This is a genomic window from Actinacidiphila glaucinigra (genome assembly GCF_900188405.1).
In the GTDB taxonomy this organism is placed as follows: Bacteria; Actinomycetota; Actinomycetes; order Streptomycetales; family Streptomycetaceae; genus Actinacidiphila; species Actinacidiphila glaucinigra.
In genome coordinates, this window is sequence record NZ_FZOF01000010.1 from 1 (window position 1) to 18,789 (window position 18,789).

Consider the following 18,789-nt stretch of genomic DNA (forward strand, 5'->3'; position numbering starts at 1 on the left):
TACCACGAGCAGGTCCGGGCCATGATCGCCACCGGGGCGCTGCGCGACGCCGGCATGGTCTACTTCGACGCCCGCCTCTCGCACACCTACCCCACCGTCGAGGTCCGGGTCGCCGACGTGTGCCTGGACGCGTCCGGCACCGCGCTGCTGGCGACGCTGGTACGGGCACTGGTGGAGACCGCGGCCCGCGCCTGGCGAGCCGGTGAGCCGCCGTCCACGCACAGCGTGGCCCTGCTGCGGCTGGCGACCTGGCGGGCGGCCCGCGAGGGTGTCGACGGCCGCCTGATCCACCCGGTGTCCATGGAGCCCGCCCCGGCCGAGGCCGTGGTCCGTGCCCTGTTCGACCACGTACGCGACGCCCTGGAGGACAACGGCGACCTGATCCCCGCGCAGGACGCCCTCGCCGGACTCCTCAAGACCGGCAACGGCGCCCGCGTCCAGCGCGAGCTGTTCCGGCGCACCGGAAGCCTCCGCGAGGTCGCGGCGGCCTGCGTCCGCCGCACCCGCGCCTGACGGGCCCGCCCCGCCCCGTCACCGGGTCTGCGTTCACCCGCCGTTCGGCCGTGCGTCGGCGCGCGGGCCCGCACGCGACCTCGTCAGGTTCCGGATCAGCGGCTTACCATACGCATGCGTACGGAGCGGCACTTGGGGGAGGCGCGCTTGTCTCGCAGCATGCGTGGAGTCGTGCCGGAACTGCCGCGCGGTGTGCGGCTGTACCGGCTGGGACCGGACGGATCGGTGGTCCTCGCCGATCGTGACGGCACCCGGGACCTGCGGCCGGAACACGACCTCTTGCGGTTCATCGACGACGGCCAGTTCGCCCACTACCTCGTGGGGGACGCCGCCACATCGCCCGACCGTCCCTCCAACGCCACCGTAAAGCTCGGCATCGTCGGCCCGCGCAGCGCCTTCACCCCGCACGCGCACGGCGGGGAGCACTTCGTCCTCAGCCTCGGCCACGGGGCCTGCGGGCTGTACGACGCCGAACGCGGCCGGGTCACCGACGTCCCGCTCGTACCCGGCGAGTTGATCCGGATCCCGGAGATGGTGCCGCACTCCTTCGCCAACCGGGGCACCGACCCGCTGCCCCTGCTGGCCGCCAACACCGGCTACGGCATCGACCACGAGGACTACGCGATCACCGCCGGCGAGGCCGAGCGCCGGGCGGCCGGGGCCCCGCAGGCCGCCGCCCCGCCCGGCAGGGGCACGGACACCCTCGCCCGTACCGACTACCTCGCCCTCGCCGCCGCGCTGCGCGACATCGAGCGCGTCCAGCGGGTGAGGGGGCCGGGCGTCACCACCGTGCGGGAGCGGCTGGCCGCGCGGCTGCGCCGGCTCGCCTGGGGACTGGAGGGCCGCCGGTGATCTGCCCGCACTGCGAGAAGTCGCTGCTCCGCAAGGAGCGTCCCGGCAACGTCTGCGGCAAGTGCGGCCGCCGGTACGCCCTGGACCCCAAGACGAACGCGATGGGCCTGAACGACCTCCGGGTCCGCCGGATCGTCCTGCGCCTCACCCAGGGGGGCCAGGTCCCCTGTACCTCCGGGCAGTTGTGGTACGCCCTGTCGCGCACGTCGCTGCGGAACACCCGGGTGGAGATGGGCTGCGCCGTCGTACTCGCCATCGCGGGTGTCGTGGCCGGGCTCGTCGGGCTGGGCCAGGGCTCCGTGGCCTTCGGTGCCGTCGGCGGGGTGGCACTGCTCGCGGCGAGCGGCTTCGTGGTCGCGAAGGTGAAGGGCGTGGGCCGGGGCCGGCCGAGGCTCGCCCGGGACGCCTTCCGGACCGGTCCGCTGGAGGAGTGGAAGAAGGTCTATGGCGCACTTCCCGCGGGCGTCGTCGACGACAGCCGCTATCCCCGGCCCCCGGCCCCGGCGGACGGCGTCGTGCTGGTCTGCCCCGACCGCTCCGTCGCCGTCTTCCTGGACGCCGCGGGGCTGACCGCCCGTCACGGGGTGACGCTCACCGCCGTGCCGGCTGCCCCGCCCGGCCGGGGCCCCGTCCTGGTCCTTCACGACGCCGCCGCCGACGGCCTGCTCCTCCCCCACCGCGTGCGCACCGCGCTGCCCGGTCGCCGGGTCGTCGACATCGGCCTGCCGCTCGGTGCCGTGCACGGCCGCGACCGCGCGGTGCCGGTACGGGGTGACAGGCCGGGCGCGGACGTCATGAAGGCCCTGGAATCCACAGGGGAGTTCAGCGGTGAGCAGCTGACGTGGCTGGCCCGGGGGTGGGGGTTCCCGCTCGTCGGGGTACCGCCCGCCAGGCTCCTGGCCGCCGTCTCCCGGGCCGTGGAGAGGGCCGGGACACAGGCCGCTCCGCAGCGCCGGCGGGCAGCCGCCCTCGGCTTCATGACCTGGCCCGAGGAGGGCCCGTGATCTGCCCCAACTGCCGTGCGTCGCTGCTGCGCAAGGAGCGTCCCGACAGCGTCTGCGGCAAGTGCGGGCGCCCGTACGCCCTCGACCCCAAGGTGCACGGCAGGGGCATGCACGACACGCGGATCCGCCGCGTCGTGGAGAAGGCCACCGACGGGGGCCGCCGCAACGTCACGGTCACCCAGCTCTGGTACCTGGCGAGGACCGGCAACCCCGTCCGGGAGGCGGGCCCGGACAACAGCATCTCCCCGAGGACCGCCCACTCCATCGGCGCGGGGCTCCTGGCCGGGCTGGTGCTGCTCGGCTTCCTCGTGCACGGCCGGTCCTTCGCGGTGCTCCTGCTGAGCGTGGGCACGGCGGTGTCCGCCCTCGTGTACGGGGCGGCGCTCAGCGCGCGGGACATGCCCGGGACCCGTGCTCACGGCTTCGTCCTGCCCTCGGAGCAGAGCTTCCGGTCGCTGATCTGCACGCGATGGGTCCAGGTGTACGGGCACCTGCCGCCCGGGATCGTCGACGACGGAGCGGGCCGCGAGGCGCGCCCGTACACCGGGCAGCCGCGGCCCGGGACCGTGGAGGTGCTCTGCCCGGACCCGGCCGTGCGCGTCTTCCTGGCCGCCAACGACCTTCCGGCACGGCTGGACCTGACCCTTGCCGCCGGGCTCGGGGAGCTCTGCGGGACCGGGCCCGTGGTCGTGCTCCACGACGCGGGTCTGCGAGGCCTCCAGTTGGTCGCCGACGCCCGCGCGCGACTGCCCCGGCGGGTGGTCGTGGACGCGGGTCTGCCGCTCCGCGTCGTCGTCGGCAACGCGAAGGCCGTACGGCTCCACGAGGATCCGCCCGAGAGCGTGCTGGAGGAACCACCTCAGTGGCTGCGCGAGCTGGCGCCGGCCGCCCCCGACCACGCCGACTGGCTGGTCGAGGGCTGGTTCAGCCCGCTCGCCGCCGTCCCTCCCGCGGTGCTGGAGTCCGCCGTCGTGCGAGCGGTGCGGGAGGCCCGCGGCGCTGCCGACCGGGAGCAACGCGAAGCCGTGGCCGCCGGTTTCCTGAGCTGGCCGCAGTCCCCGGAACCAGCGGTGGAGGGCGGGAACTGACATGCCGGAACCCTCACGTCCCGTCGGCCGGCTGCTGCTGGAGCAGGCGATCACCGTCGCCGGACGGCGCGCCGCAGCTCCCGGCGGGCTGCGCTTCACCGAGCGGCAGCTGTACTACGAGACCTGCCGCGTGCTGCGCCCCACGCCCGCACCGCTGCGGCGCCTCGCGCGCACCACGGCCCCGCCGCTGCGGCTGTCCCGTTTCACGGAGGCGCTGCGCGGCAGGGAGCCCGCCGGGCTCCTGCCCGCCGCGCCGACCGGTGGCGCCGGGATCGGCGGGCCTGGCCGGGAACCCGATCTCCACGACTACGGGCTGCAGCGGCTTCTGGTCTGCCAGGACCGCTCCATCGCCCGGATGCTGCTGGCGAACCACGTGCACCTGGAGGCCGCCTGCCCGGTCCTGGACGCCGAGGGCGGTCTGCCGCTCGATCCGCGGCTCGTGGCCGCCCTGGAGCGCGCCGGGGACGCCACCGTGCACGTCCTGCACGACGCGAGCCCTTCGGGGATCGCCCTGCCCGGCCGGGTGCGCAAGGCGCTGGGCGCGGCGCCGGTGCACGTCGTCTCCCTCGGGCTCGTCCCCCGGCACGCCGAGGCGATGCGCCTGGTGTCCGGGCGCGTGCCCCGTCCCGTGCCGCCGCTCGGGCCGCTGCCGCCGGGCCTGCGGCCGCGTGAGGCCGAGTGGCTCGCCGCGGGCCGGTTCGCCGAGGTCGCCGCGGTGCCGCCGGCCCGGCTGCTGCGCGCCGTGCTGCGGATCGCCCGCGGTCCGCGGCCGCCCCGCCACTCCGTCCGGGGCGAACTGCGGGAGCTGCGCGCCTCCGGGTTCATGACCTGGCCCGACGCATGAACGGAAGCGGAACCCGGCCCCGACCCCGAAGCCGACGCGAGGACCGTATGCCCGGACAGCGCCGCAGACCCAAGGACGGAAGAACATGATCCGCCCCCGCGAGATCGGCTACACCGACACCCTGCTCGCCGACCGCAGTGTCCACCGCACCTACGAGGACGGCCGGCAGGAGTGGCGCCGGCGCGGCCGGAACGGGGTGGTGCACTGGCACGACGGCCAGGGCGGCGCCGGGACCGACGAACTGCTGGGCCACCGGATCCTCAAGCGCGCGCTCGCCGACGGCACGGTGACCTACGGGCGCGACATCGGCTACGGCCGGACCCTCTGGGGACGCGGCGACACCCTGACGGTGAACCGGACGTCCTTCGGCGGCCGGATGGGAGCGGCCCTCGTCGGTCTCGGGGTGGCGGGACTGGCGATCACCGCCGCACAGCTCCCGCCGCTCAGCCTCACGCCGGAGGAGGAAGAGGAGCTGCGCCGGCAGGCGCAGAGTTCATCGTCCGGCGGAGGGGCCGACGGCGACGACGGAGGCGGCTGGGACGACGGGGACTGGGACGACGACGGCGGCGGCGGCTGGAGCGACGACGACTTCGGCTGACCGGCCCCGCCCCGCGGCGGGGGCCCGGCGGTCCCTTCGACACCAGTGAGCGGCAACAGGAGAGGAATCCCGCATGGCGCGCTTCTGCGTCTGCCTCGCCCCGGGGAGCGGGCCGGCCGTCGGCCGGTCCGGGCCGGCCGATGCCCACCTCGCGGCCATGGGCGCCGCGCCCGTCGCACCGGGGCTCGCCCTCGTACGCGACGAACCCGGGCGCGCCCAGGGGCCGTTCGACGCCGGCGGAAGGCGCGCCGTCGGCGAGGTCACCCTGCACAACCGCGCCGAGCTCCTCGGCGCCCTCGCCGCCGACCGCGCCCCCGCCCCGCCCGGCACGAGCGACGGCGAACTGCTGCTGCGCTGCTGGGTCCGGCTCGGCGAACGGGGCGTGGCGCTGGCCGAGGGGATGTTCGTGCTCGCCGTCCTCGACGGCGACGACCTCGTCCTGATCCGCGACCACGTCGGCGCGCGCACCCTCTTCTACGCCCGCGCCGCCGGCGCCTGGGCTGCCTCCACCTCCCTGCGGGCCCTGCGCCGCTGGCCCGCGCTGGGCACCCGCATGAACCTGTCCGCCGTGCGTTCCTTCCTCACCTTCGCCTATCTGCCGGGCGACGAGACGCTGCTGGAGGGCGTGCGCGAGGTCCTCCCCGGCCGGGTGCTGCGGCTGGCGGGCGACGGGACCGTGACCGAGACCGTCCACTGGGAGCCCCGGGAACTGCCCGGCGCTTCCGGCGATCCCGTCCTGACCCTGCGCGCCCTCCTCGAGGACGCCACCGCGCGGCGGCTGCCCGAGGCGGAGGCCGTCGGCGTCCTGCTCTCCGGCGGGATCGACAGCTCGCTCGTGACCGCGCTCGCCGCGAAGCTGCACAGCCACCCCGTCCACACCTACTCCATCAGCTTCGGCGGCGAACTCCCCAACGAGCTGGGGTACTCGGGGCTGGTGGCCGCCCACTGCCACACCCGCCACCGGGTGCTGACGGTCTCCGGCGCGGCGGTCGCCGGCCGGCTCGCCGGCACCGCCGCCCTGCTCGACAGCCCGGTCGGGGACCCGCTGACGGTGCCGAACCTGCTGCTGGCGGAGACCGTCGCGGAGGACGGGCTCGGCGTCGTCCTGAACGGCGAGGGCGGCGACCCGGTGTTCGGCGGGCCGAAGAACCTCCCGATGCTCGTACAGGAGATGCACGCCTCCGCCCCGGGGGCGCGCGAGGAGCCCTGGTACGAGGACCGGGCGACCGCCTACCTGCGGTCCTACCGCAAGTGCTGGACGGACCTCCCGGACCTGCTGACCGCCGACGCGCTGTCCGCGCTGGAGTCCGCGCCGCCCCCGCAGCGCTTCGTCGAGCCCTACCTGACCGGCCCCGGCCGGATGACGCACCTGCTCAACCAGCTGCTCCACTGCAACCTGCGCACCAAGGGCGCGCACCACATCCTCACCAAGGTGGAGCGGCTGACCGCCTCGCAGGGCGTCGAGGGCCGTGCCCCGCTCTTCGACCGGCACGTGGTCGACCACGCCTTCGCCACCCCGCCCACGCTCAAGTTGCGGGGCACGGCCGAGAAGTGGGTGCTCAAGGAGGCCGTACGGGACCTGCTGCCCGCCACCGTCGTGGACCGGCCCAAGAGCGGTATGAGGGTCCCCGTGCAGCAGTGGCTCACCGGGCCGCTGCGCGAGCTCGGCGGCGACCTGCTGCTGGGCCGGGCCGCCCGGCGGCGCGGGCTGTTCCGGCCCGACACCGTACGGAGCTGGCTGCGCGGCGAGGGTGCTCTGCTCCCCCGGCAGGGCGGCAAGCTGTGGCTGGTGCTCACGCTGGAGCTGTGGCTGCGGGCGTACGACCTGTGAACGGATCCCCGATGGAGGCGACCGCGCTGTGAACACCGTCCTCGTCGACCCCCGCACCGGCCGAGTCCGGGGCAGCTCCGCCGTGGCGGGCGAGCCCGAGGTGCGCTCCGCGGTCGCGGCGGCCCGCGCGGCCCTGCCCGGCTGGCGCGGGCTCACCCCCAGGGAGCGGTCACGCCGACTGGAGCGGCTGGCCGCGCTGGTGGAGGAGCACGCGGACTCCTACGTCGCGCGGGAGGCCGCCGGGACGGGGAAACCGGACTCCGAGACGGCGGGAGAGGTGGAGCAGGTCGCCGACCTCTTCCGGTTCTTCGCCTCCGCCGTCCGCGCCCAGTCGGCACCGGCCGGCGGGCGGCTGGTCGACGGCCACGAGAGCTGGGTGCGCCGGGAGCCGATCGGCGTGGTCGGTGTCATCGTGCCCTGGAACTACCCGCTGATGATGGCCGCCTGGCGGTGCGCACCCGCCCTGGCCGCGGGGAACACGGTGGTGGCCAAGCCCGCGGAGACCACCCCGGACACCCTGGAACTCCTCGCCGAGCACGCCGCCGAGGCACTCGGTCCCGCCGTGCTCACGGCCGTACCGGGCGACCGGCGGACCGGCCGGCTGCTGGTCGGGGCCGACGTCGACATGGTGGCGTTCACCGGCAGCGCGGCCGCGGGGGCGGACGTGTCGGCGCGCGCCGCGGGGCGCCGGGTCAGTCTCGAACTCGGCGGGAACGCCCCGGTCCTGGTGCTGCCCGACGCGCCCGACGACACCTGGACGCAGTTGGCCCGGGCCTGCACCTACAACGCCGGGCAGAGCTGCGCGGCACCCGCCCGGGTCATCACGTTGCGCGAGAACCACGAGGAGACGGTCGAACGGCTGGTCGCCGCGATGCGGGAACGCCTCGCCGGACGGGACTTCGGCCCGCTCAACAACCCCGACCAGGCGGCCCGTTACGACGGCATCGTCAAGGCCACGGGCGCCGGGCGGAATGTCGCCGCCGGCGTCGCCCCACGGCCCGGCGAGGAGAACGGCTTCTGGCGCCCCGCCCGGATCCTGGCCGACCTCCCCGACGACGACCCGGCCGTGGTGGAGGAGGTCTTCGGCCCGCTGCTCACCGTGCAGCGGGCCGAGGACCTGGACGCGGCCGTGGCCCTGGCCGGCGGAGTCCCGCAGGCCCTGGCGGCGTCCGTGTGGACCCGGGACCTGGCCACCGGCCTGGACCTCGCCGGCCGGCTGGACGCCGGCGAGGTCTGGCTCAACTGCCACCTCGTGCAGACCGCCGAACTCCCGCACGGCGGCCGCGGCGCCTCCGGCCACGGCACGGACCTGAGCACGCTGGCGCTGCACGAGTACCAGCGCCCCAAGACCGTCACGGTCCGGCTGCGCGACGGCGGTTGACCTGCCGTGCCGGGCGCGGTCTAGAAGAAGCCGAGCTTCTTCGGGGAGTAGGAGACCAGGAGGTTCTTGGTCTGCTGGTAGTGGTCGAGCATCATCTTGTGGTTCTCGCGGCCGATGCCCGACTGCTTGTAGCCACCGAAGGCGGCGTGCGCCGGGTAGGCGTGGTAGCAGTTGGTCCAGACGCGGCCCGCCTGGATGGCGCGGCCGGCGCGGTAGGCGGTGCTGCCGTCGCGGGTCCACACACCGGCGCCGAGACCGTACAGGGTGTCGTTGGCGGTGGCGATGGCGTCGTCGAAGTCGCCGAAGGAGGTGACGGCGACGACGGGCCCGAAGATCTCCTCCTGGAAGACGCGCATGCGGTTGTCGCCCTCGAGGATGGTCGGCCGGACGTAGTAGCCGCCCGCCAGTTCGCCGCCCAGCTCGGCGCGTTCGCCGCCGGTGAGGACCTTGGCGCCCTCCTGCTGGCCGATGTCGAAGTAGGAGAGGATCTTCTCCAGCTGGTCGTTGGAGGCCTGGGCGCCGATCATGGTGGAGAGGTCCAGCGGGTGGCCCTGGACGATCTTCTCGGTGCGGGTGACGGCGGCCTCGAGGAAGGCGTTGTAGTGGCCGCCCTGGATCAGCGCGCGGGACGGGCAGGTGCAGACCTCGCCCTGGTTGAGGGCGAACATCGTGAAGCCCTCGAGCGCCTTGTCGTAGAAGTCGTCGTCGGCGCTGGAGACGTCGTCGAAGAAGATGTTGGGGCTCTTGCCGCCCAGCTCCAGGGTGACGGGCTTCAGGTTCTGCGAGGCGTACTGCATGATCAGCCGGCCCGTGGTGGTTTCGCCGGTGAAGGCCACCTTGGCCACGCGCGGGCTGGCGGCGAGCGGCTTGCCGGCCTCGACGCCGAAGCCGTTGACGATGTTGACCACGCCGGGCGGCAGCAGGTCGGCGATCAGGCTCATCCAGAAGTGGATGGAGGCCGGGGTCTGTTCGGCGGGCTTGATGACGACGGCGTTGCCCGCGGCGAGGGCCGGGGCGAGCTTCCACGTCGCCATCAGGATCGGGAAGTTCCAGGGGATGATCTGCGCGACGACGCCCAGCGGCTCGTGGAAGTGGTAGGCGACGGTGTCGTCGTCGATCTCGGCGAGGCTGCCCTCCTGGGCGCGGACGGCGCCCGCGAAGTACCGGAAGTGGTCGATGGCCAGCGGGATGTCGGCGGCGAGGGTCTCCCGGACCGGCTTGCCGTTCTCCCAGCTCTCGGCGACGGCCAGTTCCTCCAGGTGCGCTTCCATCCGGTCCGCGATCTTGTTGAGGATGTTGGCCCGCTCGGTCACCGACGTACGGCCCCAGGCCGGTGCGGCCGCGTGGGCGGCGTCGAGGGCCCGGTCGACGTCCTCGGCGGTGCCGCGGGCGACCTCGGTGAAGGTCTCGCCGGTGACCGGGGTGGGGTTGGCGAAGTACTCGCCGCGGGCGGGCGGCACGTACTCGCCGCCGATCCAGTGGTCGTAGCGGGACTGGTACTTCATGATCGCGTCGTCGGAACCGGGGTTGGCGTACCGGGTCATGGGGCGGCCTCCCATAGCGAGCCGCCCGCTCCGTCGCGGACGGCGGTTGGGGGGACCGTAGGGGGCGCAAGGTTGCAACAGGGTTGCGGCGGAGCGCCACCACGGAACTACACTCGGCAGCACCCCACCCGGTGCCGCCGGGCACCGGTCCGTGCCGACTCCCGGGGACGGCCATGACTGTCACGTACGCGGCGTCCTACGCGGCCTGGCCGCCGGGGACCGATCCGGACCTCCTGCGGCGGGACGTGGCGCGCGCCCACGAGGAGTTCCTGTCGACGGGACGCCCGCCGCGGCCGGTGCGCGACGTCGTGCGCGACTCCTGGCAGCGCTCGCTCAGGGGCGGCGTGGACCCGGAGGCCGACGGGCCCCGCTCCCCCGGGCTCGGCGCCGCGGAACTGCGGGACTACCGGCGGCAGCATCCGATGGCGGCCGTGCTGCCCGTCGTACGCAGCCTGCTCGTCGAACCGGCGCAGGACAGCGACCAGTTGGTGGCGGTCGGCGACGAGCACGCGCGGCTGCTGTGGGTCGAGGGCACCCCGGGGCTGGCGGCGCGGGCCGAGCGGATCGGCTTCGTCGAGGGCGCGGAGTGGGCGGAGGCTGCGGCCGGCACCAACGCGCCCGGCACCGCGGTCGCGCTCGGGCGGCCCCTGCAGATCTACGCGGGCGAGCACTTCATCCGCCCGGTGCACCCGTGGAGCTGCTCGGCGGCCCCGGTCCGCGACCCGGACACCGGCGCGGTGATCGGCGTGCTCGACCTGACCGGCGGCGACCACATCGCGGCGCCGCACGCCCTGGCGCTGGTACGGGCCACCGTGGCGGCGGCGGAGGCCGAGCTGCGGCTGCTGCGCCTGCGCGGCGTGCTCCCGGCCGCACCGGCACCGGGGACTCCGGGCGCCTTGGGACCTCCGGGCGCCTCGGGGGCAGGGGCCCGCCTGGAGGTGCTGGCGCGCGACCGGGCACGGCTGACCTCCCCGTACGGGACGGTGGAACTCAGTCCGCGGCATTCCGAGATCGTCTTCCTGCTGGCCCGGCACCCGCGGGGCTTCGGCGCCGACGCGCTCGCGGCGCGACTGCACGAGCACGAGTCGGCGCGGGTCACCATGCGCGCCGAGATGTCGCGGCTGCGCAGGCTGCTCGGCCCGCAGGTCCTCGGCTCGCGCCCGTACCGGCTGCTGCTGCCGGCCGCCACGGACGCGGACGAGGTCCGCGCCCTCCTCGCGCGCGGCGCGCACCGCAGGGCCCTGGCCCGCTACCCCGGGGCAATGCTGCCCGGCTCGGACGCCCCGGCCATCGTCGACGCGCGCGAGGAACTCGACTGGGCGCTGCGCCGCGCCCTGCGCGACCGCGGCGACGCCCGGCTGCTGCTCGACTGGCTGGACCGGCCCGGCAACCACGACGACGTCGAACTGCTGCGGGCGGCGCTGCGCGCGCTGCCCCGCGAGTCGCCGCGGGGTCCCGTGCTGCGGGCCCTGCTCGACCGTGCCCGGCGGTGACCTGGCGGGACCCTCCGGGCACACTGGTGGCGTGGATGATCCGAACTTCGCGCACGTGAGCGCCGCGTCCCGGCTGGCCGACCCGGCCGAGGGCATCGGCATGGACGAACTGGGCCTGGCGGCCCGCAACCACGCGCTGCCACTGGAGGCCCTGCGCTACGACGTCACACCACCCGGGCTGCACTACGTGCTGGTCCACTTCGACATCCCGCCGGCCGACGCCGCGACGTGGCGGCTCACCGTCGGCGGCAAGGTCCGCACCCCGCTGGAACTGTCCGTGGACGACCTGCGCCGCTATCCGGCGGTCACGCACCGGGTCACCATGGAGTGCGCCGGCAACGGCCGGGCCGGACTGACCCCGCGCCCGGTCAGCCAGCCCTGGCTGAACGAGGCGGTCGGCACGGCCGACTGGACGGGTGTGCCGCTGCGCACACTGCTGCGGGAGGCGGGCGTGGAACCCGAGGCCGTCGAGGCGGTCTTCACCGGCGCCGACCACGGCGTGGAGCGGGGGGTCGAGCAGGACTACCAGCGCTCGCTCACGGTCGCCGACGCCACGGCCGAGGACCCCGAGGTCCTGGTGGCGTACGCCATGAACGGCGCGCCCCTCCCGCCGCAGCACGGTCACCCCGTCCGCCTGGTCGTCCCCGGCTGGTACGGCATGGCCCACGTGAAGTGGCTGCGCGACATCACGCTCACGGACACCCCGTTCACCGGTTTCCAGCAGGCCGTGGCGTACCGCATCCGGCAGGAGCCCGACGAACCCGGCGAGCCGGTGACCCGCATCGCGCCGCGCGCGCTCATGGTGCCGCCCGGCTTCCCCGACTTCATGACGCGCACCCGGGTCGTGCGGCCGGGACCGCAGCGTCTGGAGGGCCGGGCGTGGTCCGGCCGGGCGCCCGTCGCCGGCGTCGAGACGAGCACGGACGGCGGCCGCACCTGGCACGCGGCCGAAATGGACGACGCGGGCCACCCCTGGGCGTGGCGGCACTGGCACGCGACCTGGGACGCCACGCCCGGCCACCACGTGCTCAGCGTCCGCGCCACCGACGCGGAGGGCCACACCCAGCCGCTGGAACAGCCCTGGAACCGCGGCGGCTTCGCGAACAACCTCGTCCAGCACGTCCCGGTGGTCTGCCTGGCGGCCGGCGCCTGAGGTCCGCGCGCCACGAGGTCGCCCGTCGAAGGCGAGCCAGTCGACGGCGTCGTGGGGCAGGGGGCCAGAGTGAGCTGCGCGAGCGCGGTGCGCACCGCCCGCCCCGCGGCCCCCGCCCCGGCGGGCGAGGACCGGGAGCGGAACGACGGCGGTCAGCCCTGCGCCCCCGGTGCGCGGACCAGCAGGAACAGGGTGCGGCGGCGGTGGCTGAAGCCGATCGACTCGTAGAGCCGCACCGCGTTGGTGTTGCTCGCGGCGGCGTGCAGCAGCGGGGTGTCGCCGCGCTCCTTGATGCCCGCGGCGACGGCGCTCACCAGCCGGGTCGCCAGACCGCGGCCGCGGTGGTCCGGGTCGGTGCACACGGCGCTGATCTCCGTCCAGCCGGGCGGCTGGATGCGCTCCCCGGCCATGGCGATCAGCCGGCCGTTCTCCCGGATGCCCAGGTACGTGCCGAGTTCGAGGGTCCTCGGCAGGAAGGGTCCCGGCCGCGTGCGGGCGACCAGGTCCATGACGTCGTCGACGTCGCCCGCGCCGAGCCGTACGGCCTCCGGGGCGTGTTCGGCGCGGAGTGCGGTGTCGACCATCTGCACGCCCTCGCCGCCCTCCACGACCTCCCAGTCGCCGGGGACCACCGGTGCGCCGGTGACCAGGGCGGTGCCGCCGGGGCCCAGCAGCTTGGCCAGATCGGCCCAGGCGGCGGGGTCGGCCGGGTCGGCCAGGCCGGCGAAGAGGGACACGTCGGACCGGTAGCGGGCGGCACGTCCGCAGACCTCGGCGAAGCGGGCGTGCGTGCCGATGAGGGTGCCCCACACGGGGTTGTCCAGTGCGGGAACGCCGTCCCGGGCGGGCTCGCCCTCGGGCTCAGCGGGATGGGCGTGATCAACGATGGTGGACATGGGTGGTGCGGGTCTCCGTCCATCGGGGGGCCGGCGCTGTCCTGTGGATCAACACCGCCGTGCCCGCGCGCAATCCCGCCAGAGGCCGGATTTCTCGCTCCGGGCGCTGGTGCCCCTGTGGCACCGGCCGGGTTGCGCGGCACGGTCGGCGTAATAGCGTGGCCGGGAGGCGGGGGTCGCGCTACAAGGGAGATGGCGCATGGCCACACTGGTCGCCGTCAGCGTCGGCAAGCCCAAGAACGTGCCGTGGCAGGGCCGGACGACGTACACGGGTGTCTGGAAGGACCCGGTGTCGGGTCCGCGCATGGTCCGGCGGCTCAACATCGACGGCGACGGGCAGGGGGACCTCGGCGGGCACGGCGGCGAGCAGCGCGCGGTGCTGGTGTACCAGCTGGACTCGTACCGTCACTGGCAGCGGGAGCTCGGCCGGGACGACTTCACCTTCGGCCAGTTCGGCGAGAACTTCACCGTGGACGGGCTGCCGGACGACGAGGTGTGCATCGGCGACCGGTACCGCATCGGCGGCGCCGTCTTCGAGGTCACGCAGCCGCGGGTGACCTGCTACCGGGTCGGGATGCGCATGGCGGAGCCCCGGATGGCCGCACTGCTGGTGGCCCACCGGCGCCCCGGCTTCTACTTCCGGGTGCTGGAGGAGGGCGAGGTCACCGCGGGCGACGAGATCGTCAAGCTCGGGACCGGGCCGGAGGCCATGACCGTCGCCGAGATCGACGCGCTGCTGTACCTGCCCGGGCACGCCCGCGACCAGGTCGAGCGTGCCCTGCGCATCCCCGCGCTGAGCCCGGGGTGGCAGGCGTCGATGCGGGCGCTGCTCGACAGCCCGGCGGGGGAGGGCGGCAGCGCCGGCAACCCCGGGCTGACGGGTGCGGCGGCCCCTCCCCCGGCGTGGCCGGGCTTCCGCCCGCTGCGGGTGGCCCGCGTGCGGGACGAGAGCAGCAGCATCTTCTCGCTGACCCTGGCCGCGCAGGACGGCAGCCCGCTGCCGGCCGGGATGCCGGGCCAGTTCCTCACCGTCCGGATGCGGCCCGAACCCGACGGGCCCCCGCTGATCCGCACCTACTCCCTGTCCGGGCGGCCCGGCGCGGCCGAGTACCGCATCAGCGTCAAGCAGGAGCCGCACGGCGCGGGCAGCGGCTACCTGCGGCGGCACGTACGGGAGGGCGACCTGCTGGACGTCGCCGCGCCGCGCGGCACCTTCGTCCTCGGGGAGGGCGACTCGCCGGTGGTGCTGCTGTCCGCGGGGGTGGGCGCCACACCGGTGATGGCGATGCTGTACGCGCTGGCCGACGCCTGCGGCCGGCGCGAGGTGTGGTGGCTGCACGTGGCGCGCGACGGGGAGAGCCATCCGTTCGCCGCGGAGTCCCGGGCCCTGGTGGGGCGGCTGGCCGGTGCGCACGCCTACATCGCGTACAGCAGGCCGCGGGAGAGCGACCGCGCGGGCGCGGACTACACCGGGGCCGGCCGGCTGGACGCCGCCCGCATCGCCGCGCTGGACCTGCCGCCCGACGCGGACGCCTACGTCTGCGGGCCGCCGGCCTTCATGGACGACATGGCGGAGGCGCTGGCCGCGGGAGGACTGGCCGAGGACCGCATCCACCGGGAGACCTTCGGCGCGCTGTCCTCGATCAACCCGGGCGTGGTCGGCGCGACGGCCCGCACCCCGCATCCGCCCGCCGCGCCGCCCGGCGAGCCGACCGGGCCGTCGGTGTCCTTCGCCCGCAGCGGCGTCAGCGTCCCGTGGCACCCGGCGTACGGCTCGCTCCTCGAACTCGCCGAGGCGTGCGACGTGCCGACCCGCTGGTCGTGCCGCACCGGGGTCTGCCACACCTGCGAGACCCCGGTCCTGACCGGCGGCGTCGGCTACGCCCCCGAACCCGTCGACGAACCCGCCGCGGGCAACGCCCTCATCTGCTGCTCACAGCCGCGCACCGACCTGGTGCTGGATCTGTAGGACACCCCGCCCCGCAGCCCCGAATCCGCGTTGACGTGCGCGTTCGCATGCCACACAGTGGTGCGGCCCCGACCGGGGCGCATGAATTCAGGGGCGGGACACATGACGACGACGGACGAGTACCTGGGCCTTTGCGCCGACCTCCACGCCGCGGGCGGATACGCGGCGGTGCGCAGGACCGCCCGGGAGGGGCTGCGGCAGGACCCCACGTCCGCCGACCTCCACTGCTGGCTGGCGCTCGGGCACGTCGGCGAGGACGAGGACGACCACGACGACGAGGCGGAGAAGGCCTTCCGGGCGGGACTGGAACTCGCCCCGGACCACCCCGGACTGCTCGCCGGGTACGCCGAGTTCTGCCTCGCCGCCGACGCGTTCGAGTACCCCGGGCGGGCCGCCCGCGCGCGGACCCTCCTCGAACGACTCGAGCGCCTCGCACCCGGCTCCCCGGAGGCCGAACACGCCCAGGCAGCGCTGCGGTGGTCACAGCGCTCGTGGTGGGAGGACGTCCGCATGCAGGCGGCGGCCGCCCAGCTGGAGCAGGGCAGCGCCCGGGCGCAGAGCGACGACCTCGCGTACGCCCTGCGCGACAGCACGGCAGAGGAGGCCCGGCACCGCGCCGAGGCATGGTTGCGGGGCCGGCCGGAGGACCACCGGGCCGCCGTGCTGGCGGCCACGCTCGCCGAACTGTCCGGCCCGGCGAGGGCGCCCCTGCGACTGCTCGCCCGTCACCGGGCACCTGCCTGGGCAGCCGCCGCCGTCCTCGCCTACGGCACGAACGCGCTGCTGCGCTCGCTGGACCTCGCCCACGGGCTGGTCGTGTGGGGCTGGGCGTGGCTCCTGCCGGTCTTCGTCCTCGACCGCAGGCTCTCCGCCGCGCGCCGCCGCGCCCAGGAGCAGGTGGTGGCCCGGATGGAGACGCGCCTGACCCCCGCTCCCGCCCCCGGCGACTGACGCCGCCACCGGTAGTCGACCAGGGGGCCGCGGACTGCGCGCTGCGCGAGGCCCTGTGCGGCCAGGGCCACGAGCGGCCCGAACACGCCGCCGGGCCGCCACGCCGCCCCGGGCGTTCAGCCGCGGACGGCGGGCTGCGGGAGGTCCTGGACCTCCAGGGCCATGAGCTGGTCCGCGGTGGGGTCGTCGAGTTCGGCGACGCGCTGCGCCTGCCGTTCGGTCATCTCCTGGAACATCTGGCGCGCGGAACGGCCGTTGCCGAAGCCCTCGCCGCGCGGGAGCACCTCGAACAGGCGGGTGAGCTCCTCGCGGGCGGTGGGGGTGAGTTCGTACTGGTGCTCCGCGGCCTGGTACTCGACGATCGAGACCAGTTCGTCCGCCGCGTAGTCCTCGAAGAGGAGCGTGCGGCCGAAGCGGGAGGACAGGCCCGGGTTGGAGCTGATGAAGCGGTCCATGTCGCCGGGGTAGCCGGCCGCGATCACGACGACGTCGTCGCGGTGGTCCTCCATGAGCTTGACCAGGGTGGCGACGGCCTCCGTGCCGAAGTCGTTGCCGGCTCCGACGGGGGCGAGGCTGTAGGCCTCGTCGATGAAGAGCACACCGCCCAGGGCGCGGTTGAACGCGGCGGTGGTCTTGGGGCCGGTGTGGCCGACGTACTCGCCGACCAGGGCCGTACGGTCGACCTCCACCAGGTGGCCCTCGCGCAGCAGTCCGAGGGCCTTCAGGAGTCTGCCGTAGAGACGGGCCACGGTGGTCTTGCCTGTGCCTGGGTTGCCCGCGAAGATCAGGTGCCGGCTGAGCGGCGGGGCGGGCAGTCCGGCCTCCTCGCGGCGGCGGACGGTCTGCATCAGCTTCACCAGCGAGCCGACGTCGTGCTTCACACGGTCGAGGCCTACGAGGGCGTTGAGCTCGCCCAGCAGGTCCTCCAGGCTCTCCTCGGGCACGTCCGGGTCGTCGGTGCCGGCCGCGGGCCGCGTGCCGACGGGCGGCGGTGCGGTGGGAGCGCCCGGGGCGGAGGGCGCCGCCGGGGCGGGCGCGGGCCCCCCGGCGGTCAGCGGGACGCCGTCGGCGGTGCAGTCGTCCAGTTCCGGTGCCGCGCCCTCGTCGGTGCCGAGCGCGTCCGCGCAGTCGCGGATCCGGCAGTGCCGGAAGACGGGATCCGCGCCGGTGCCCACATGGAGCGCCGGGAAGCCCGAGCCGGACACCTCGACGGAGGTGAAGGTGCCGGTGGCGCCCTCGGCGAGGAAGACGCCGTTCTTGGCGGGCCGGTCGATGCGCAGGTCCGCGACCGTGGCGCGGGCTCCGGTCCACACGACGACGCCGGAGCCGGCGCAGTCCTCCACCGATCCGCCGCTGATGGTGGCCTCGGCGCCCTTGTCGACGACGACGCCCGCCGCGGCCGCCCCGGTGATCCGGATGCCGGTGAGGACCGCGGTGCCGCCGGTCGCGACCTGCACCCCGATGTCCCTGGTGCCGGTGACCGTGGTGTGCTCGACCCGGCTCTCGGAGGTCGAGCCGACACCTATGCCCGTCGCCACCTCGTCGATGCGGCAGCCGGTGACCGTCGCCACCGCCTGCTCGGCCACGGCGACGCCGGTCATGGCGACGTTCCTGATCCCGCAGTCCGCGAGTTCGAGACGGGCCTCGCCCGCCGCGTGGACGCCGTGCTCGGCCCCGTCGCGGACGAGGCAGTCGGTCAGCCGTCCGGTGGCGGTGCCGGAAAGGTGGACGGCGCTGAAGGCGCTGCGGTCGATCCGGCAGTCCGCGAGCCGGGCCTGCGCGGCGCCCGTGACCAGCAGCCCGTTGGCCCCGGCATCGGCGACGGCGCAGCCGTTCGCGTCGAGCACCGCGTTGTCCTGGACCACGACCCCGCTGGCCGACGCCCCGCGGATCCGGCAGTCGGTGAGCTCGGCGCGCGCCGTACCGGTGACGTGCACACCGGCCGCGCCGGGCGACTCGATCCGCAGTTCGCCGGCCGTGGCCTCGGCGGCCTCCTCCAGCAGCAGCCCGGCCCGTCCGGTGCCGGTCAGCGTGGAGTCGGCGAGCCGCAGGCGTGCGCTGCCGCGCAGCCGGACGCCCGAGCCGGTCGTACGGTCCAGCCGCAGGCGTGCGGCCTCCAACCGGGCCGTGCCGGAGAGCACGACGCCCGTGCCGTCCACGCCGGTGACGCTGGTGTCCTCGGCCCGGGCGCGGACCGCCCCGGTCAGGTGCAGGCCGGCCAGCCGGGCGCGCTCGAGGCGGCAGCGCCGCAGGATCAGGGCGGTCGTCCCGCTCTCCTCGTCCTCCGGGCCGCGGGCCTGGACCCGGCCGCCCTCGACGGCGCAGTCCTCCAGCACCAGCCCGGCACCGGGCGAGACGGCGATCGCGGGGGCCCCGTCGTCGGCGCCCCACACGGTGACGCCGTGCACGGCGCAGTCCGGCCCGTCGACGGTCAGCGCGGGCCGGTCCCCGGGCGGCGCGGCCAGCACGACGCTCCCCCGGCCGTGCTCGGCGGTGAGCACGACGGCGCGGTCCAGCACCACCGCCTCGGTGAAGGTGCCCGGGGCGATCACCACCACGTCACCGGGGGCGGCGGCGCGCACCGCGTCGGCGATCCGGTGGAAGGCCCCCCGGCCGCCTTGTCCCTTCGGGGCCACGGTGTGACGCGTCATGTTCCGGATCCTCTACTGCTT

The 18,789-nt window shown here is 75.3% G+C and carries 15 protein-coding genes; 12 read left to right on the top strand and 3 right to left on the bottom strand.

Going from position 1 to position 18,789, the window contains the following annotated elements; all coding sequences use genetic code 11:
- The 8 genes from CHF15_RS21425 to CHF15_RS21460 all read left to right on the top strand — a co-directional run.
- Positions 1 to 513: glutamate-cysteine ligase family protein (locus CHF15_RS21425; protein ID WP_322975691.1), on the top strand; the 513-nt coding region annotated here is incomplete at its 5' end.
- A 159-nt stretch (positions 514 to 672) separates the two neighbouring features.
- Positions 673 to 1,365: a cupin domain-containing protein gene (locus CHF15_RS21430; RefSeq protein WP_089225463.1), complete on the top strand. Its 693-nt coding sequence runs from the start codon at positions 673 to 675 to the stop codon at positions 1,363 to 1,365.
- Positions 1,362 to 2,369 carry a hypothetical protein gene (locus CHF15_RS21435; RefSeq protein ID WP_089225464.1) on the top strand — a complete coding sequence of 336 codons (1,008 nt, stop codon included), beginning with the start codon at positions 1,362 to 1,364 and terminating at the stop codon, positions 2,367 to 2,369. The genes CHF15_RS21430 and CHF15_RS21435 overlap by 4 nt, the downstream gene beginning before the upstream one ends.
- The gene (locus tag CHF15_RS21440; protein WP_089225465.1) at positions 2,366 to 3,457 is read left to right on the top strand and encodes a hypothetical protein; all 1,092 of its coding nucleotides are present in this window, start codon (positions 2,366 to 2,368) and stop codon (positions 3,455 to 3,457) included. The genes CHF15_RS21435 and CHF15_RS21440 overlap by 4 nt, the downstream gene beginning before the upstream one ends.
- 1 nt (position 3,458) lies before the next feature.
- Positions 3,459 to 4,301, top strand: a complete 843-nt coding sequence (locus tag CHF15_RS21445; RefSeq protein ID WP_089225466.1) for a hypothetical protein — start codon at positions 3,459 to 3,461, stop codon at positions 4,299 to 4,301.
- An 85-nt stretch (positions 4,302 to 4,386) separates the two neighbouring features.
- Positions 4,387 to 4,899, top strand: a complete 513-nt coding sequence (locus CHF15_RS21450) for a hypothetical protein (protein WP_089225467.1) — start codon at positions 4,387 to 4,389, stop codon at positions 4,897 to 4,899.
- A 73-nt stretch (positions 4,900 to 4,972) separates the two neighbouring features.
- A complete protein-coding gene (locus tag CHF15_RS21455) occupies positions 4,973 to 6,730 on the top strand; it encodes an asparagine synthetase B family protein (RefSeq protein ID WP_089225468.1) in 1,758 nt (585 codons plus the stop codon).
- Positions 6,731 to 6,758: 28 nt separating this feature from the next.
- Complete coding sequence (locus CHF15_RS21460) at positions 6,759 to 8,111, top strand: aldehyde dehydrogenase family protein (protein WP_089225469.1); 1,353 nt, start codon at positions 6,759 to 6,761, stop codon at positions 8,109 to 8,111.
- A gap of 20 nt (positions 8,112 to 8,131) precedes the next feature.
- On the opposite strand, the gene exaC is transcribed toward CHF15_RS21460, so the two are convergent.
- Positions 8,132 to 9,655, bottom strand: coding sequence for an acetaldehyde dehydrogenase ExaC (gene exaC / locus CHF15_RS21465; protein ID WP_089225470.1), 1,524 nt, complete (start codon positions 9,653 to 9,655; stop codon positions 8,132 to 8,134).
- Between the two features lie 173 nt (positions 9,656 to 9,828).
- Here exaC and CHF15_RS21470 point away from each other — a divergent pair, with 173 nt between their 5' ends.
- Both CHF15_RS21470 and CHF15_RS21475 read left to right on the top strand, forming a co-directional pair.
- Positions 9,829 to 11,148 carry a helix-turn-helix domain-containing protein gene (locus CHF15_RS21470; protein ID WP_089225471.1) on the top strand — a complete coding sequence of 440 codons (1,320 nt, stop codon included), beginning with the start codon at positions 9,829 to 9,831 and terminating at the stop codon, positions 11,146 to 11,148.
- A 100-nt stretch (positions 11,149 to 11,248) separates the two neighbouring features.
- A complete protein-coding gene (locus CHF15_RS21475) occupies positions 11,249 to 12,301 on the top strand; it encodes a sulfite oxidase (RefSeq protein ID WP_245938962.1) in 1,053 nt (350 codons plus the stop codon).
- Positions 12,302 to 12,453: 152 nt separating this feature from the next.
- Here CHF15_RS21475 and CHF15_RS21480 read toward each other — a convergent pair whose 3' ends face one another.
- Complete coding sequence (locus tag CHF15_RS21480; RefSeq protein WP_089225472.1) at positions 12,454 to 13,197, bottom strand: GNAT family N-acetyltransferase; 744 nt, start codon at positions 13,195 to 13,197, stop codon at positions 12,454 to 12,456.
- A 199-nt stretch (positions 13,198 to 13,396) separates the two neighbouring features.
- On the opposite strand from CHF15_RS21480, the gene CHF15_RS21485 reads away from it, so the two are divergent.
- Both CHF15_RS21485 and CHF15_RS21490 read left to right on the top strand, forming a co-directional pair.
- Positions 13,397 to 15,166, top strand: coding sequence for an MOSC and FAD-binding oxidoreductase domain-containing protein (locus CHF15_RS21485; protein ID WP_089225473.1), 1,770 nt, complete (start codon positions 13,397 to 13,399; stop codon positions 15,164 to 15,166).
- 102 nt (positions 15,167 to 15,268) lie between these two features.
- Complete coding sequence (locus CHF15_RS21490; protein ID WP_245938949.1) at positions 15,269 to 16,117, top strand: tetratricopeptide repeat protein; 849 nt, start codon at positions 15,269 to 15,271, stop codon at positions 16,115 to 16,117.
- Positions 16,118 to 16,233: 116 nt separating this feature from the next.
- On the opposite strand, the gene CHF15_RS21495 is transcribed toward CHF15_RS21490, so the two are convergent.
- Positions 16,234 to 18,768 (bottom strand): right-handed parallel beta-helix repeat-containing protein, encoded by a 2,535-nt coding sequence (locus CHF15_RS21495; RefSeq protein ID WP_089225474.1) that lies wholly within the window; start codon positions 18,766 to 18,768, stop codon positions 16,234 to 16,236.
- Positions 18,769 to 18,789: the final 21 nt, after the last annotated feature.

Excerpts from the sequence above, each read along its gene's own strand:
- CHF15_RS21490 (WP_245938949.1), top strand. The coding sequence starts at position 15,269 with ATGACGACGACGGACGAGTACCTGGGCCTTTGCGCCGACCTCCACGCC.
- CHF15_RS21430 (WP_089225463.1), top strand. The coding sequence starts at position 673 with ATGCGTGGAGTCGTGCCGGAACTGCCGCGCGGTGTGCGGCTGTACCGG.
- CHF15_RS21485 (WP_089225473.1), top strand. The coding sequence starts at position 13,397 with ATGGCCACACTGGTCGCCGTCAGCGTCGGCAAGCCCAAGAACGTGCCG.
- CHF15_RS21480 (WP_089225472.1), bottom strand. The coding sequence starts at position 13,197 with ATGTCCACCATCGTTGATCACGCCCATCCCGCTGAGCCCGAGGGCGAG.
- CHF15_RS21450 (WP_089225467.1), top strand. The coding sequence starts at position 4,387 with ATGATCCGCCCCCGCGAGATCGGCTACACCGACACCCTGCTCGCCGAC.
- CHF15_RS21470 (WP_089225471.1), top strand. The coding sequence starts at position 9,829 with ATGACTGTCACGTACGCGGCGTCCTACGCGGCCTGGCCGCCGGGGACC.
- CHF15_RS21445 (WP_089225466.1), top strand. The coding sequence starts at position 3,459 with ATGCCGGAACCCTCACGTCCCGTCGGCCGGCTGCTGCTGGAGCAGGCG.
- CHF15_RS21455 (WP_089225468.1), top strand. The coding sequence starts at position 4,973 with ATGGCGCGCTTCTGCGTCTGCCTCGCCCCGGGGAGCGGGCCGGCCGTC.
- exaC (WP_089225470.1), bottom strand. The coding sequence starts at position 9,655 with ATGACCCGGTACGCCAACCCCGGTTCCGACGACGCGATCATGAAGTAC.
- CHF15_RS21495 (WP_089225474.1), bottom strand. The coding sequence starts at position 18,768 with ATGACGCGTCACACCGTGGCCCCGAAGGGACAAGGCGGCCGGGGGGCC.
- CHF15_RS21475 (WP_245938962.1), top strand. The coding sequence starts at position 11,249 with ATGGACGAACTGGGCCTGGCGGCCCGCAACCACGCGCTGCCACTGGAG.